We start from the raw sequence: 15,686 nt of genomic DNA, 5'->3' as shown, positions 1-15,686 counted from the left end.
GACAGAGTGCGCTGGCCTGGTGACCCAGGTCCACGTGAAGGCGTCCTACCAGGACGACACCGGTGCGCATGGCGCTGAGGATCTCGATAGTCGGCCGATGTTGTCAATCTGGTGACCACAGGATGAGAAGCCGCTCGGCGGTGTTCTCCTTCAGCCTTTCGGCGCAGCACACTCACGCATGGTGAGGAAAGACGAATATCGGTGAAGGATTATCTCGGTCACCGATGAATCGCCTTTGTCATGTCATTTGTAGCACGTAGTCATGAGGAGTGCTCAGTGTCGGAAAACGGAGTGAAGTTCGCTTACTGGGTGCCGAACGTGAGTGGCGGACTCGTGGTGAGCGGTATTGAACAGCGCACCGACTGGTCGTACGAGTACAACCGCGACCTGGCTGTTTTGGCGGAGAACAACGGTTTTGAGTACGCGCTCTCACAGGTGCGTTATCTGGCTTCGTACGGCGCCGCGTACCAGCACGAGTCGACGTCGTTCTCGCTCGCCCTCCTGCTGGCGACGCAACGGCTGAAGGTGATCGCCGCCGTGCATCCGGGCCTCTGGCAGCCGGGTGTGCTCGCGAAGCTCATCGCCACCGCCTCTCACCTGTCCGGGGGACGGGCCGCGGTGAACGTGGTCTCCGGCTGGTTCAAGGGCGAGTTCACCGCCTTGGGTGAACCGTGGCTGGAGCACGACGAGCGCTACCGGCGGTCCGAGGAGTTCATCCGGGTGCTGCGCGCCTCCTGGGACACCGGCGAGTTCCAGGGCGACTTCTACCGCCTGCACGGCTACGACCTGAAGCCGAAACCCGTGGGCGCGCCCGAGATCTTCCAGGGCGGCAACTCCACGGCCGCCCGTGCGATGGCCGGCCGCGTGTCCGACTGGTACTTCTCGAACGGCAAGGACTTCGACGGCGTCTCCGAGCAGATCGCCGAGGTGTCCAAGGCGGCGCAGGACAACGGCCGCAGGGTCCGGTTCGGGCTGAACGGCTTCATGATCGCCCGCGACACCGAGAAGGAGGCGCGGGAGACGTTGCGCGAGATCGTGGCGAAGGCGGACGTGCCCGCGGTGCAGGGATTCCGCGACGCCGTGCGGCAGGCGGGCGCGTCGACCGGGGACAAGCGGGGCATGTGGGCGGACTCGTCGTTCGAGGACCTGGTGCAGTACAACGACGGCTTCCGCACGAAGCTGATCGGCACGCCGGAGCAGATCGCCGAACGGATCGTGGAGTACCGGCGGCGCGGCGTCGACCTGCTGCTGCTCGGATTCCTGCACTACCAGGAGGAGGTCGCGTACTTCGGTGAGCACGTGCTGCCGATCGTCCGCGAACTCGAAGCCGACCTTGTCGAAAGTTAGGTCCGATCGGTTCCGAACGGCAGGGGCGCCGGCACCGCGGCCTTCGTAGGTTCGGCTGGGTGACCTGGCTGACTGTGGGTACCGACGCGGTGCTCGGTGTGTTCGCGCTGATGTTCTTGTTGTTGTGGTTCAAGCACAAACTGCGGGCGTTCCTCGCCGGCGCGGGTGTGGTGGTGGCGTACGCGATCAGCGAGGTGATCAAGCTGATCGTGCAGGAGGACAGGCCCTGCCGGACGCGGCCGTCGATGGCGGAGTGCCCGGAGGTGGGTGACTGGTCGTTTCCCAGCAACCACTCGGTGATCGCCGGTTCGTCCGCGATGGCGATCTGGGCGCTGCGCCGCACCTACGGCTGGATCGCGGCGGTCTGCGCGATCGCGGCGGCGTCGTCGCGCGTCATCGTGGGTGTCCACTATGTACACGACGTCATGGCCGGCTTGGCGCTCGGAGCGTTGGTGTCGTGGGGGATCGCGGTGGTGCTGAAGAAGAGGCAGCAGGCGGCGCTGCGCGGGCAGGACGCGCCGACGGTGGTGCTGCAGCGACTGCGATGATGGGGCCCGTGTGGGAGGTTCTGCTCTACCTGGTCCTGTTCGTGGCCGCTTTCGCGGTCGTGCGCAACCGGCCCGCGGTGGCTCTCGGGATCGCGCTGGGAGCCTGGCTCGTCTGCTACCTGGTCAGCGTGGAGTTCGACGTCCGCGTGATCGCGCTCGCTCCCGCACTGGCGCTGGTCAGCTTTCTCGCCGGCCGCAACGCCCCGGATCCGCGGCCGACGGCGATCGCGCTGGCAGTCGCCGAGGTCGCGGGCGTCGTCGTCGCACTGACCGAGCGCGGCGGCTCCGACACCGCGCTCGCCGTGACCTCCGGCGTCGGCGTGCTCGGCGTCGTCCCCTGGGCCTTCGGGCGGTTCCGCCGCCGGTACTGGGAACTGCAGGAGGTCGGCTGGGAGCACGCCTCCTTGCTGGAACGGGACGTCGACAACGCGCGCAACGCCGAACGTGCCCGGCTCGCGGGCGAGATGCACGACCTCGTGGGCCACGAACTCGCCCGAGCCGCGCTGCTGACCGGTGCGCTGGAACTGGAACCGACGCTCACCGCACAACAACGCGAAGCCGCCAAGACCGCCCGTGCGAGCGTCACGGCCGCCGCGGAACGGCTGGCGGACGTCATGCAGGTGCTGCGGGCCGACGAGGACGAACCCGTCGCGACGATCGAGGAGGTCGTTGCCAGAAGCGGACTCGACGCCGACCTCACCAACGGCCGCACGACGCCGATCGACGGCATCATCGCGCGGACCGTGCACCGGGTGGCCGCCGAGGCGCTGACGAACGTGATCAAGCACGCCCCCGGCGCGAAGGTCACCGTGACTCTCACCGCGAACCTCGAGCTGCGGATCACGAACGGCCCGGCGCCGAGGACCCACGCGGTCGGCAGCGGGAAGGGACTGGTGGGTCTCGCCGAACGCGTCGCTCTCGTCGGCGGCTGGTTCGAGGCGGCGCCCTCGGACGACGGCGGGTTCGAGGTCAGGGCGAAGCTCCCGGAACGCCCACGTGCGCGGAACACGCCCACGCACGTGCGTCGCGAACGCACGGAGAAGGAGCTTCGCAAGAGCGCACGCCGGACCGTGCTGATCACATCGGTCGTGTGCGCGGGAATCGCGATCGGTGTGCCGGGCTACATGGTGTTCGACGCGGTGACGTCCGTTCTCACGCCGCAGCAGTTCGAACGGGCACAACTCGGGCAGAACGAGGACGACATGGACCTGCCGCTGCGCACCCGCGTCGACAACCCGCTCGGCGTCACCGCGCCGCCCGGCACCGAGTGCCGCTACTACAGCACGCACCCCAACCCGTTCGACGGCGACCGCCACGACCTGCACCAACTGTGCTTCCGGGATGATCGGCTCGTGTCCAAGCAGTGGCTCGCCAGGAGGAGCGGTTGATCAGGGTCGTGCTCGCGGACGACGAACCGGTGGTCAGGTTCGGCGTCAAGGCCGTGCTCGCGACCGCGGGAGACGTCGAGGTGGTCGCGGAGGCCGAGAACGGCAGCCAGGCGATCGACCTCGTCGCTCGGCACCGGCCCGACGTCGCCGTGCTCGACATCCGGATGCCCGTGTTCGACGGCCTGGACGCGGCCAAGGTGATCCGCGAGTGCCATCCGGGCACGAAGACGCTGGTGCTGACGACGTTCGCGGACGACGCGTACATCAGCCGGGCGCTGGGGGAGGGCGCTGCCGGGTTCGTGCTGAAGACCGGCGACCCGCAGGAGATCATCTCCGGCGTCCGCGCGGTCGCGAGCGGCGGCGCGTTCCTGTCTCCCGTGGTGGCCAAGCGAGTCGTGGACCAGCTCTCCCGCGTACACCCGCGACCGCTTGCGACGCAACGGATCGAGGTGCTCACGGCACGCGAGCGCGAGGTGCTCGGCCTGGTCGGCGCCGGCCTGTCCAACGCGGAGATCGCGGCCCGCATCCACGTCGTCGAGGGCACCGTGAAGGTCTACGTCAGCACGATCTTCCGGCAGCTCGGGGTCAGGAACCGGGTGCAGGCCGCGATCATCGCCCACGAGTCGGGGATCATCCCCGCCGGATAAGTCCGAAGTGGGGTGAATGTTCTTGCGGCACAAGAGAAATCACTCGCATGTGCCGCAGGTCACCGTACACTTCGGACCTTCATTCGAACGAGAGATCCGGGGGCCGTGATGAGCGGTGTCAAGGTGCTGGTGGCAGGGGCGAGCATCGCGGGACCCGCGCTGGCCCACTGGTTGCTGCGGCGCGGAGCCGAGGTGACCGTCGTGGAACGGGCGCCGGGGCTGCGTCCCGGTGGTCAGGCGGTGGACGCGCGCGGCGTGGCCAAGGAGGTCATCGCGCGGATGGGGCTGGACGCGACGATTCGCGCGGCCTGCACCGACACCGCCGGAGCGCACACCGTGGACGTCGACGGGACCGTGCTGGAGACCTACCGCGCCGAGGACGACGGCGGCGACGGGTACATCGCGGACATCGAGATCCTGCGCGGAGACCTGTCCCAGGTGCTCTACGACGACACCCGCCAGGAAGTCGAGTACGTCTTCGGCGACCGGATCGCCGAGCTCACCCAGGACGCGGACGGCGTCGACGTGACCTTCGTGAGCGGCGAGCGGCGCCGCTTCGACCTGGTGGTCGGGGCGGACGGGCTGCACTCGTCGTTGCGCGGGATGGTCTTCGGGCCGCGCGAGCAGTTCCTCCGCCACCTCGGGCTCGTGCTGGCCTTCTACACCGTGCCCAACGAGTTCGACGTGGACGGCTGGATGGTCGACTACCAGGACCAGGCGTCCGGGCGCTCCGCCGGTCTGCGGCCGCTCAAGGACGCGAGCAAGGCGATGGCGATGTTCTCGTTTGCGGCGGCCGACTTCGACGTCGACTACCGCGACATCGAGGGCCAGAAGCGCCTGCTGCGCGAGCAGGTCGGCGATCTGGGCTGGCTGGCGCCGCGCATCCTCGACCACGTCGACGACAGCCCGGACTTCTACCTCGACCAGGTCGCCCAGATCGTGATGGACCGCTGGACGGACGGACGGGTCGGGTTGATCGGCGACGCCGCGTTCAGCTCGTCGCCGATGTCCGGTGGCGGCACCGGACTGGCCCTGGTCGGTGCCTACCTGCTGGCGGGCGAACTGGCCGCCGCCGACTGGGACCCCAAGGCCGGGTTCGCCGGCTACGAGGAGCGGATGCGCCCGTTCGTCGAGGCCAACCAGGAGATCGGCCGGCTGCACGTGGCCAGCCGCCGGCCCGACGCCGAGCCGCCGCAGGAGGCGGACATGGAGGCGCTCATGGCCGTGGTCGACCGCGCGATCAACGGCGTCGACCTGCCCGACTACACCGAACTGCCCGACTCCAGGGCCTAGAGGTGATCAGGTGCGGGCGCCGATGCCGGAGATCGCCCGCACCTCCATCTCGGCGGCCTTGGCGGTCATCTCCGGCTCGCGCTTCGAGAAGATCGTGGCGAGGAACCCGCACAGGAACGAGAACGGGATCGACACGATGCCGGGGTTGCCGAGCGGGAACCACGCGAAGTCGATGTCCGGGAAGATCGACGTCCTCGCGCCGGACATCACCGGCGAGAAGATGATCAGCACCAGGCACGAGCCCAGGCCGCCGTAGATGCTCCACAGCGTGCCGATGGTGTTGAAGCGCCGCCAGAAGATCGTGTAGAGGATCGTCGACAGGTTCGCCGAGGCGGCCAGCGCGAGCGCCAGCGACACGAGGAACGCGACGTTCTGCCCGTTCGCCGCGATACCGCCGATGATCGACAGGATGCCGACGACGACCGCGGTCAGCCGGGCGACCCTGATCTCCCTGCGCGGCTCCGCGTTGCCGCGCTTGATCACGTTCGCGTAGACGTCGTGGGCGAACGAGGCGGAGGCCGCCAGGGTCAGGCCCGCGACGACCGCGAGGATCGTGGCGAACGCGACGGCGGACACGATGCCGAGCAGCACCGCGCCACCGATCTCGAACGCGAGCAGCGGCGCCGCCGAGTTCTCGCCACCCGGTGCCGCGGCGATCTTGTCCGTGCCGACCAGTGCCATCGCGCCGAAGCCGATCACCAGCGTGCACAGGTAGAAGATGACCATCGTCCAGGTCGCCCAGACGACCGAGCGACGGGCCTCGGAGGCGTTCGGCACGGTGTAGAAGCGCATCAGCACGTGCGGCAGGGAGGCGATGCCCAGCACCAGTGACAGCGCCAGCGAGACGAAGTCCAGTTTGGACATCGCGCTGAAGCCGTACTTCGCGCCGGGGTCCAGCACCGCTTCGCCGAGCTTGTTGTTCTCGGTGGCCTGCTGCATGATCGCCGACAGGCTGAACCCGAACTTGCCCAGCAGGAACACGCTCATCAGCGTCACGCAGAGCAGCAGCAGGACGGCCTTGATGATCTGCACCCAGGTCGTGCCCTTCATGCCGCCGACCAGCACGTAGAGCACCATCACCATGCCCACCAGCGCGATCAGGATCGCCTGGCCCCACTTCGAGGTCACGTTGAGCAGCAACGCGATCAGGCCGCCGGCGCCCGCCATCTGCGCGATCATGTAGAAGAACGAGATCACCAGCGTCGCGTTCGCCGCGGCCGCGCGGACCGGGCGCTGCCGCATCCGGAACGCCAGCACGTCGCCGACGGTGAAGCGGCCGGTGTTGCGCAGGCCCTCCGCGATCAGCAGCAGGCCGACGAGCCACGCGACGACCCAGCCGACGGAGTAGAGAAAGCCGTCGTAGCCGTGCGCCGCGATACCGCCGGAGATGCCGAGGAACGACGCGGCGGACAGGAAGTCGCCGGACAGCGCCACGCCGTTCTGGGCGCCGGTGAACGAGCTGCCGGCGGCGTAGTAGTCCGACGCCGTCACGTTCCGGCTCGAGGCGCGGTAGACGATGTAAAGGGTGATCAGGACGAACACCGCGAAGACGCTGAGGTTCAGCACCGGGTTGCCGGTGGTGGGCATGCCTTACTCCTCGACGCCTGTCATCTCTGCGAGCAATTGACGCTGCGGGTCAAGCCGTCGCTTTGCGTAACGGGCATAACCGAGCGTGATGATGATCGAAGTCACAAACTGTCCGAGGCCCAGCAGGATCCCGAGGTTGATCACCCCGATCACCTTGGTGCTGACGAAGTCTTTCGCGTACGCGGACAGCAGTACGAACGTCAGGTACGACGAGAGGAAAAGCGCGGTCATCGGGAAGATGAACGTCGTGAGTCGTCGACGCAGGACGCGGAATTCGTCGGTCTGCCGAATGAGCTCGAACTTCGGGTTGCCGTCGGAATCGACGTACGACAAAGTCTCGGGGTCGTCGAACGACGCGAAACCCCGGATTTCCCGGTACTCGTGCTGCGCTTCGCCAGGCGACCTCATCGCCTTGGTCATGTACCCCTGCCCCTCGTGTGCGGCGCCCACTGTAGCGCTCTCACGTGTGCAGTCAACGTCGCGGAGCTCCCGGAAACGGACGAAACCGGACCAATGCCGGGCGCAGATCGGACTGTAACCGGACTGAAAACTCGGGTGCACATTCGTCTCAAATGGTACGTCCCGTGCTTTGTCTCAAGTGGAGTGTCCCAGGTTGCGTCGTGTGCAACACCTGAAGCCTTGGTCAAGCCCGTTGTCGCACGTGTGCACCTGGCCTAGGATCGATCGGTCCGCGTTATTGGTGACGGTTGGGGATAAAGTGGGGTTCTTAGCGCGCGAACGCCAAGTCGCGCCTCCCGGATGGAACCGCTGGCTCGTTCCGCCCGCAGCACTGGCGATTCATCTCTCCATTGGTCAGGCCTACGCCTGGAGCGTCTTCAAGACGCCGCTGGAGAAATCTCTCGGCATCACCGGAACGCAGTCCGCACTGCCGTTCCAGCTCGGCATCGTGATGCTCGGGCTCTCCGCGGCCGTGCTCGGCACGACGGTCGAGCGCAGGGGCCCGCGCTGGGCCATGCTCATGTCGCTGATCGCCTTCTGCTCCGGTCTGCTGATCTCGGCGGTCGGCGTGTGGGCAGGCCAGTACTGGGTCGTCGTCGTGGGCTACGGCCTCATCGGCGGCATCGGTCTCGGCATCGGCTACATCTCGCCGGTCTCCACGCTGATCAAGTGGTTCCCCGACCGTCCCGGCATGGCCACCGGCATCGCGATCATGGGCTTCGGCGGCGGAGCGTTGATCGCGTCACCGTGGTCGACCTCCATGCTGACCGCGTTCGGCGCCACCTCGACGTCGGGCATCGGCAAGGCCTTCCTCGTGCACGGCATCGCCTACGCGGTCTTCATGAGCCTCGGCGTGCTGCTGATCCGCCTGCCCTCCAAGGAGTTCACGGCGGAGAAGGAGGCGCTGCTCAAGGACAAGCCGAAGGCCACGGTCGCGCACAACGTCTCCGCCAACAACGCGATCAAGACGCCGCAGTTCTGGCTGCTCTGGGTCGTGCTGTGCTTCAACGTCACCGCGGGCATCGGCATCCTGGAGAAGGCCGCGCCCATGCTGGTCGACTTCTTCAAGGAGTCGTCGACGCCGGTCGCGACCGCGGCGGCCACCGGTTTCGTGGCGTTGCTGTCGGCCGCGAACATGGCGGGCCGCATCGTCTGGTCCTCCACCTCGGACCTGGTGGGGCGCAAGAACATCTACCGCCTCTACCTGGGCGCGGGCGCACTGCTGTACCTGCTGCTGCTGACCATGGGCTCGTCCAGCGTGCCGCTGTTCGTGGTCGCGGCGATGGTGATCCTGTCGTTCTACGGCGCGGGCTTCGCGACCGTCCCGGCGTACCTGCGCGACCTGTTCGGCACCTACCAGGTCGGCGCGATCCACGGTCGCCTGCTGACCGCGTGGTCGGTGGCGGGCGTGCTCGGGCCGCTGATCGTCAACGCCATCGCGGACGCGGGCAAGAAGGCCGGGCACGTCGGCCCTGACTTGTACGCGACGTCGTTCTACATCATGATCTCGCTGCTGGTCGTCGGTTTCGTCGCGAACGAGTTGATCCGCCCGGTCAACCCGAAGTTCCACGAGCCCAAGGCGGCCGAGGAGACCGAGAAGCCCTCGCCCCAGGGCGATGACGAGGCCACGGTCGCCAAGTGGAACGAGGCCGAGGCCGCCGACGTCGCAGAGACGGCTGCTGACAAGGAAGACGCGGAAGGTGTGGTGAAGAAGTGAGCTCACCCCTGGAGAACCGTTCGAGCACACTGCTGCTCGTCGGTGCGTGGCTGTGGGTGGGCTTGCCGCTCGCGTACGGCCTGTACCGGCTCTTCCTGAACGCGGCCAAGCTCTTCGTCTGATGTTCAACGCGCTCGTCAACTGGCGCAACTGGCGCCTGCCGGTGAAGCTCGCCGCGGTGTTGATCGTTCCGGTCACCATCGCGGTGGGCTCCGGCCTGTTGCAGATCAACTCCCAGATCGACCGCGCCGAGTCCTACGCGGCGCTCCAGCGACTGGTGAAGGTCCGTGCCGCCCTGATCCCCGTGATCGAGGGGGTGCAGGCGGAACGGCGGATCGTCGCCGAGGGCGTCGGCCCGGAGCTCCTCTCCGAGCAGAGCAAGCGCACCGACGACGCCCGCGCGGTGCTGCGCGACCAGATCGGCAGGACCTCTGTCAGCGAGGTCGTGACCGCCCGCCTCAGCGACGTCCAGAACCGCATCGGCGACCTGACGGTGTTGCGCGACCGCAGCAGCAACGACATCCCCGCGGTGATCAAGATCTACACCGAGCTCACCGACTCGCTGCTCGACGTCGACGAGGTGATGGCCAGCGAGTTCGGCGACGCCGCCCTGCTGCGCACCGCGATGGGCCTGCACCACGTGGTGCACGTCCGCGACCAGGTGCTCTACCAGCAGGCCGTCGTGCTGTCCGGGCTCACCCGCGGCCAGCTCACCAACGCCGAGGTCCGCGCGCTGGTCGAGTCGAACGTCAAGCTCGGCTACATCGCGGACGAGTTCGCGGCCCTCGCGACGCCCGACCAGATGAAGGTCTACGGCAAGAACTTCAGCGGCCCGGACACCGAGGCCCAGCGCACGATGCTGGCCGCCGCCGTGCTGCACCCGACCTCGGACGTGCCTCCCGCCGGGCCCAACCGGCCCAAGCCGTTGCCGATCGCGAAGCAGGACTGGACCAACGCCACTGGTGCCGTCGTCTCGGCGATGGAAAGCGTGGTCACGGGTCTGCAGGACGACCTGCGGAACACCGCGAACCGCCTGCGCGACGAGTCCAGCGACGCTGCCGGAACGGCGTCCGCGATCCTGTTCGCCAGCGTGATCCTGGCCGCCACCATCGGGTTCGTCGTCGGCCGCTACCTGCTGCGTTCGCTGAACGCGCTGCGCCGCTCCGCGCTCGACGTGGCCTGGGAGAAGCTGCCCGAGATGGTCGCGACCGGGCGCGGCAGCACCGAGATCGAACGCGTGCCGGTGCACACGACCGAGGAGTTCGGCCAGGTGGCGCGCGCGTTCGACGAGGTGCACCAGCAGGCCGTCAAGTCGGTCATCGAGCAGGCCGGCATGCGCGCGAACATGCGCAACATCTTCGTGAACCTGTCGCGGCGCAGCCAGAGTCTCGTCGAACGCCAGCTCAAGCTGATGGAGGAGCTGGAGAAGTACGAGGAGGACCCGGACCAGCTCGCGAACCTCTTCAAGCTCGACCACCTCGCCACCCGCATGCGCCGCAACAACGAGAACCTGATGGTGCTCTCCGGCGGCGACGTGGCCCGGCGGTTCCACAAGCCGATCCCGCTCACCGACGTGCTGCGCGCGGCGGCCGCGGAGATCGAGCAGTACCAGCGGGTCATGGTGCACACGGCGCCCAACGCCGAGGTCGTCGGCTACGTGGCGAGCGACCTGGTTCGATTGCTGGCCGAACTTCTTGACAACGCAACGGCTTTCTCGCCGCCGCACACCCAGGTCTCGATCAGCGCGTCCATCGAGGCGGGCGACATCGTGCAGATCGACGTCGTCGACCAGGGCATCGGCATCGACCCCGAGGCACTCACGGGCGTGAACGAGCGCCTGGAGGCCGCGGGGGAGGGCGTGGACGTCCAGGTCTTCCGCGAAATGGGGCTGTTCGTCGTGGGAAGGCTCGCCGCACGCCACCAGATCGTGGTACGTCTGGACGCCAAACAGGGCCAAGGGACTCGCGCGATCGTGTTGGTTCCGGCCGAACTGGCACCAAGGCGGGAAGAGTCCTGGGAGTCTTTCCGAGGGGAGACGATCGATCGGCAGCAGGCTTCGTGGTTCCAGCAGACGACGCCGGCCGCCGCTCCGCCGCCTCCCCCCGCACCTGTACGTCAGACGCCGGAATCGGCCCGGGGCTTCCTCGACGCCTTCCAGCGTGGTGTGCAGCGCGGCCTTCCCGACCACCAGGAGAGTCGATGAGCACGCAGGTGGACCAGTTCGGCTGGCTGGTCACCAACTTCGCCGAACGCACACCCGGCATCGAGCACGCCGTGGTGATCTCGGCCGACGGCTTGGTGTTGATCTCGTCGTCGAAGTTGCCCGAGCACGTCGCACCGCAGTTCGCGGCGATCGTGGCGGGCGTGGTCTCGCTGGCCGACTCCGCGTCGAAGTGCTTCGCCGGTGAGTCGGTCGTGCGCACCGTCGTGCAGATGGACCGGGGCGTGATGCTGCTCTCGGCGATCAGCGACGGCTCGGTCCTCGCGGTGCTGGCGTCGTCCTCGGCGGACGTCGCGCAGATCGCGTACGAGATGACCGTGGTCGTGCGGCAGGTGGGCCAGCTGCTCACGCCGGAACTGCGGGCAGAGCTGGCATGAGCAGAGAGCCTGACGATCAGGTCAACTTCGGCGACCTGATCAGCGGTTTCAGCTTCGACAGCGAACGGATCCGCAAGCGGGGCCGCAAAGCCCAGCGCGCACCGGAACCCCCGCCGGAGCAGCCGGACCCGTACGCCACGGCACCGTTCGAACCGGTCCCGCCGCTGCCGTCGATCGAGGACGACGCGTCGTCCTCGATCGTGCGCGCCTACGCGTGGACCGGCGGCCGCACCACGTCCGACGTGCATCTGGAGATCGAGACCCTGGTCTCGGTGAACGAGTTCTCGGCCACCGCCGTGCGCCCGGAGCACCAGGACGTGCTGGCCCTGTGCTCGCAGCCGCGGTCGGTGGCGGAGATCGCCGCCCTGCGCGGGCTGCCGCTGGGTGTCACCAAGGTGCTGCTCGGCGACATGGCCGGGCACGGGCTGATCGACGTGCACCGGACGGCGTCGTCCTACGGCGGCGACCGGCCGGACGGGATGCTGCTCGAACGCGTGCTGGCGGGTCTGCGCAGGCTCTAGCCCCCGGACGGGCGGCGGCCGCTGATACGGTCGTGGCTCGACTATCTGGGGGTAGCGATGGAGTTCCAGGACGTGGTCCGCCGCCGGCGCATGGTGCGGAAGTTCACCGACGAGCCGGTCAGCGACGAGAGCGTTCAGCGGATCATGCGCAACGCCGTGCGCGGCCCGTCCGCCGGGTTCTCGCAGGGCCAGGGGTTCCTGGTGCTGCGGGACGAGCCGTTGCGGCGGTTCAGCGAGAAGTTCGAGTGGTGGGGCGGGGAGGACGCGAAGACGGCGCCGGTCGTCGTCATCCCGTTCTCGGCCAAGGACGTCTACCTCGACCGGTACGCGCAGGCCGACAAGGGCTGGACCGACCGCGCCGAGGACCACTGGCCGGTGCCCTACTGGGACATCGACACCGGCATGGCGTCGCTGCTGATCCTGCAGACCGTCGTCGACGAAGGCCTCGGCGCCGTGTTCTTCGGGACGGACAAGGACACCTGGCCGGAGCTGCGCGCGGAGTTCGGCGTGCCGGACATGTACGTGCCGATCGGCGTGATCGCGATCGGGCATCCCGCCGAGGAGGGCATCTCCGAGGGCGCCTCCCCGCGCACCCGCAAGCGCCTGCCGTTCGACGAGGTCGTGCACTGGGGTCAGTGGAAGTGAGGTCGTTCGGCCTGCTCGGGCCGTTGGACGTGGTGCTCGACGGGCACCACGTCCACATCCCGCCCGGCAAACGCCGGGTGGTGCTCGCCGCTTTGTTGCTGAGGCCGGGGCAGGTGGTCCCTGTCGACGAGCTGGTCGAGCTCGCCGGCGGTTCGCGCAACGCCCTGCAGACCACCGTCGGCCGGCTCCGCGAGGCCCTGCCGGGGCTGGTGCTGACCAAGCCGGGCGGGTACCTGCTGGACGTGCGGCCCGACGAGGTCGACGTCCACCGGTTCGACCGGCTGGCGCCGCGGGAGGCGCTGGCGCTCTGGCGGGGCCGCCCGTTCGCGGACATCGGCAGTGACGCGCTCGAACGCGACCACGTGCCCGCGTTGACCGAGAAGTACCTCGCGACGTTGGAAGCGCGGATCGAGGCCGACCTGCGCGCCGGCGAGCACGAACGGCTGGTGCCCGAACTGCGCTCGCTCACGAGCCAGCACCCGACCAGGGAACGGATGTGGGCCCAGCTGATCGTGGCGCTGCACCGCTGCGACCGGCAGACCGAGGCGTTGCAGGCCTACGACGACATCCGCGGCAGACTCGCCGCGGAACTGGGCCTCGACCCCGGCAAGGACCTGCAGAAGGCCCACCAGCAGGTGCTCACCGCCGACAACCGTCCGCGCGCCCGCAACGACCTGCCCGGCGACATCGCCGACTTCGCGGGCCGCGCCTCCGACCTGGACGAGATCCTCGCCGCCGTGCCGTCCGGCTGCGTCGCGATCACCGCGATCGACGGCATGGCGGGCATCGGCAAGACCACGATCGCGGTCCGTGCCGCCCACCGGCTGGCAGCCCGTTTCCCGGATGCACAACTGTTCGTGGACCTGCACTCCTACACAGCGGGCGTCGAACCGCGCACCCCGTCCGACGCACTGCTGGCGTTGCTGACCGCACTCGGCGTACCGGCACAGGACATCCCGGACGGCTTGGACGCCCGCGCCGCCCGGTGGCGGGCGGAAATGGCGCACCGCAAGGCACTCGTCGTGCTCGACAACGCGGGCAGCACCTCCCAGGTCCGCCCGCTGCTGCCCGGCACCGGCCTGGTGCTCGTCACCAGCAGACGCCGGCTCGTCGACCTGGACGCCGCGCACACGATCTCGCTGGACGTGCTGTCCGAAGAGGACTCCCTGAACCTGTTGGCGAGCATCGTCGGCCGCGCGAAGCTCGACCAGGACGTGGACTCCGCACGCGAGATCGTCCGGCTCTGCGGCTACCTGCCGCTGGCCGTCCGCATCGTCGGCGCCCGCTGGCGCACCAGACCGGCGTGGTCCGCGCAGGACCTGACCCGCCGCCTCACCGGGCAACGGCTGAGCGAGCTGACCGCGGGCGAACGCAGCGTCGAGAGCGCGTTCTCCCTGTCCTACCAGCAACTCACGGCCGAGCAGCAACGCCTGTTCCGGCGGCTGGGTCTGCACACCGGCGAGGACTTCGACGCCCACCTGGCCGCCGCGGTGATCGGCACGACGCGTGCGGAGGCCGAACGGCTGCTGGAAGAACTCCTGGACGCGCATCTGGTGCAGCAGAAGGAGAACGGCCGCTACCGGTTCCACGACCTGTTGGCGGACCACGCGAAGGCCAGCGTCGAGGAGGACGAGAAGGCCGAGGCCATCACCCGCCTCCTCGACCACTACCTGCGCAACGCGGCCGAGGCCGCGGACGTGCTGAACCCCGGCCGGCCGCGCATCGACATCGTCGTCCAGTACGAACCGGCCGGCCCGCTGCGGTTCGCGACGCACGCCGACGCGGTGGTGTGGCTGGAGAAGGAGCGGCTCAACCTGAAGGCGGCCGTGTACCTAGCGGCCTACCAAGGGCACTACCGGCACGCGTGGCAGATACCGCACCTCATCGCGTACTTCCTGCTGATGCGAGGCTACGGCCGCGAACGGGTGGCGCTGCAGAGCCTCGCCCTGGCGGCCGCTCATCAGCTCGGTGACCTGAAGGCCCGCGCGGAAGCGTTGCGCGGGCTGGGATCGGCGTACATGGAGGACAGCGACCCGCGTGCGGTGGAACACCTGCACCAGGCGCTCGACCTGATGCGGCAGATCAAGGACCTGCGCGGTGAGGCCTCGACGCTGGGCATTCTCGGCAACATCGCGCGGGAGCGCCGGGAGCTGGACAAGGCGATGGTGTACTTCCAGCGCGGTCTCACGCTGATGCGTCACATCGGCGCGAGAACGGGCGAGGCGAACGCGTTGCACAACATCGGCATCGTGTACGCCGAGCGGGGCGAGAACGACCAGGCCCTGGTCCACATCCAGAAATCGCTGGAGTTGCTGACGGAGCACGGCGACGTGCGGTCGTGCGCGGTGGTCCTGCACGACATCGGCTACGTGCACTACAACGAGTTCAGGGACGAGGAGGCCGTCGAGTTCATCGAACGGACCCTCGCCGTGTACCGGGAGTCGGGCGACTGGCGCGGCGGGGCGATGGCCATGGCCGACTTCGGCTACCTGTTGTACGCCATGGGCAGGCTCGACCAGGCCCGCGAGATGATGCGCGTGATGCTCCGGCAGACCCGCGAGTCGATGGGCCGGCCGGACGACGAGTCCGTCCTCGCCGCCATGGAGGACGTCAGGGATCATCAGGGCGGGATCGCGATCCTGATCTCCCTCGCCCTCGACGCCGAACTGGACGGACGGCTGAGCGCGGCGGCGGGATACGCCCAGCGGTGCCTTGAGATGGTCCGCCGCAACAAGCGGGGCTGGGGTGAGGCGCGCCTGCTCATCCAGCTGTCCGGCCTGCACCACGCGCTCGGGGACACCGCCGCCGCGATCCGCTGCGGCGAGGAGGCGGTGCAGGCCGCCGAACGCCTGTGCCAGCGGCGGACCATCGACCGCGCGAAGCAGGCACTCGCTACAGCGTCAGCCCCAGCGCCACCAGCGTGATCACGGCCGCCG

General features: G+C 68.6%; 13 protein-coding genes and 1 pseudogene. 12 read left to right on the top strand and 2 right to left on the bottom strand.

What is annotated here, in order from left to right; translation table 11 throughout:
* Positions 1-276: 276 nt before the first annotated feature.
* The 5 genes from sfnG (at position 277) to ACH413_RS36695 (ending at position 5,223) form a co-directional block, all read left to right on the top strand.
* Positions 277-1,347: a dimethylsulfone monooxygenase SfnG gene (gene sfnG / locus ACH413_RS36715; protein WP_360039938.1), complete on the top strand. Its 1,071-nt coding sequence runs from the start codon at positions 277-279 to the stop codon at positions 1,345-1,347.
* A gap of 59 nt (positions 1,348-1,406) precedes the next feature.
* Positions 1,407-1,895, top strand: a complete 489-nt coding sequence (locus ACH413_RS36710; RefSeq protein WP_360039940.1) for a phosphatase PAP2 family protein — start codon at positions 1,407-1,409, stop codon at positions 1,893-1,895.
* Positions 1,896-1,903: 8 nt separating this feature from the next.
* Positions 1,904-3,283, top strand: a complete 1,380-nt coding sequence (locus tag ACH413_RS36705; protein WP_360039943.1) for a histidine kinase — start codon at positions 1,904-1,906, stop codon at positions 3,281-3,283.
* Positions 3,280-3,930 carry a response regulator transcription factor gene (locus ACH413_RS36700; RefSeq protein ID WP_360040311.1) on the top strand — a complete coding sequence of 217 codons (651 nt, stop codon included), beginning with the start codon at positions 3,280-3,282 and terminating at the stop codon, positions 3,928-3,930. The genes ACH413_RS36705 and ACH413_RS36700 overlap by 4 nt, the downstream gene beginning before the upstream one ends.
* 108 nt (positions 3,931-4,038) lie before the next feature.
* Positions 4,039-5,223, top strand: a complete 1,185-nt coding sequence (locus ACH413_RS36695; protein WP_360039946.1) for an FAD-dependent monooxygenase — start codon at positions 4,039-4,041, stop codon at positions 5,221-5,223.
* Positions 5,224-5,229: 6 nt separating this feature from the next.
* Here the strand turns inward: ACH413_RS36695 and ACH413_RS36690 are convergent, their stop codons facing one another.
* Together ACH413_RS36690 and ACH413_RS36685 are read right to left on the bottom strand one after the other, a co-directional pair.
* Positions 5,230-6,810 (bottom strand): cation acetate symporter, encoded by a 1,581-nt coding sequence (locus tag ACH413_RS36690; protein ID WP_360039949.1) that lies wholly within the window; start codon positions 6,808-6,810, stop codon positions 5,230-5,232.
* A gap of 3 nt (positions 6,811-6,813) precedes the next feature.
* Positions 6,814-7,230 (bottom strand): DUF485 domain-containing protein, encoded by a 417-nt coding sequence (locus ACH413_RS36685; protein WP_093598522.1) that lies wholly within the window; start codon positions 7,228-7,230, stop codon positions 6,814-6,816.
* Between the two features lie 298 nt (positions 7,231-7,528).
* On the opposite strand from ACH413_RS36685, the pseudogene ACH413_RS36680 reads away from it, so the two are divergent.
* The 7 genes and pseudogenes from ACH413_RS36680 to ACH413_RS36650 form a co-directional block, all read left to right on the top strand.
* A pseudogene (locus ACH413_RS36680) lies at positions 7,529-8,857 on the top strand (OFA family MFS transporter); the annotation flags it as partial.
* Between the two features lie 125 nt (positions 8,858-8,982).
* Complete coding sequence (locus tag ACH413_RS36675) at positions 8,983-9,108, top strand: hypothetical protein (RefSeq protein ID WP_275676943.1); 126 nt, start codon at positions 8,983-8,985, stop codon at positions 9,106-9,108.
* Positions 9,108-11,189 carry a nitrate- and nitrite sensing domain-containing protein gene (locus tag ACH413_RS36670; protein WP_360039955.1) on the top strand — a complete coding sequence of 694 codons (2,082 nt, stop codon included), beginning with the start codon at positions 9,108-9,110 and terminating at the stop codon, positions 11,187-11,189. Before ACH413_RS36675 ends, ACH413_RS36670 begins: the two co-directional genes overlap by 1 nt.
* Positions 11,186-11,584, top strand: a complete 399-nt coding sequence (locus ACH413_RS36665; protein ID WP_093598531.1) for a roadblock/LC7 domain-containing protein — start codon at positions 11,186-11,188, stop codon at positions 11,582-11,584. Before ACH413_RS36670 ends, ACH413_RS36665 begins: the two co-directional genes overlap by 4 nt.
* A complete protein-coding gene (locus ACH413_RS36660) occupies positions 11,581-12,105 on the top strand; it encodes a DUF742 domain-containing protein (RefSeq protein WP_360039958.1) in 525 nt (174 codons plus the stop codon). The genes ACH413_RS36665 and ACH413_RS36660 overlap by 4 nt, the downstream gene beginning before the upstream one ends.
* Before the next feature lie 57 nt (positions 12,106-12,162).
* Complete coding sequence (locus tag ACH413_RS36655; protein ID WP_360039961.1) at positions 12,163-12,750, top strand: nitroreductase family protein; 588 nt, start codon at positions 12,163-12,165, stop codon at positions 12,748-12,750.
* Positions 12,741-15,674, top strand: coding sequence for a BTAD domain-containing putative transcriptional regulator (locus tag ACH413_RS36650; protein ID WP_396425435.1), 2,934 nt, complete (start codon positions 12,741-12,743; stop codon positions 15,672-15,674). Before ACH413_RS36655 ends, ACH413_RS36650 begins: the two co-directional genes overlap by 10 nt.
* The last annotated feature ends 12 nt before the right edge of the window (positions 15,675-15,686 follow it).

The organism is Lentzea sp. NPDC020367 (assembly GCF_044387305.1).
Taxonomy (GTDB): domain Bacteria; phylum Actinomycetota; class Actinomycetes; order Mycobacteriales; family Pseudonocardiaceae; genus Lentzea.
The sequence above is the reverse complement of the archived record's forward strand: the minus strand, read 5'-3'. Positions and strand labels throughout refer to the sequence as shown.

Excerpts from the sequence above, each read along its gene's own strand:
- ACH413_RS36655 (WP_360039961.1), top strand. The coding sequence starts at position 12,163 with ATGGAGTTCCAGGACGTGGTCCGCCGCCGGCGCATGGTGCGGAAGTTC.
- ACH413_RS36685 (WP_093598522.1), bottom strand. The coding sequence starts at position 7,230 with ATGACCAAGGCGATGAGGTCGCCTGGCGAAGCGCAGCACGAGTACCGG.
- ACH413_RS36690 (WP_360039949.1), bottom strand. The coding sequence starts at position 6,810 with ATGCCCACCACCGGCAACCCGGTGCTGAACCTCAGCGTCTTCGCGGTG.
- ACH413_RS36660 (WP_360039958.1), top strand. The coding sequence starts at position 11,581 with ATGAGCAGAGAGCCTGACGATCAGGTCAACTTCGGCGACCTGATCAGC.
- ACH413_RS36665 (WP_093598531.1), top strand. The coding sequence starts at position 11,186 with ATGAGCACGCAGGTGGACCAGTTCGGCTGGCTGGTCACCAACTTCGCC.
- ACH413_RS36670 (WP_360039955.1), top strand. The coding sequence starts at position 9,108 with ATGTTCAACGCGCTCGTCAACTGGCGCAACTGGCGCCTGCCGGTGAAG.
- ACH413_RS36695 (WP_360039946.1), top strand. The coding sequence starts at position 4,039 with ATGAGCGGTGTCAAGGTGCTGGTGGCAGGGGCGAGCATCGCGGGACCC.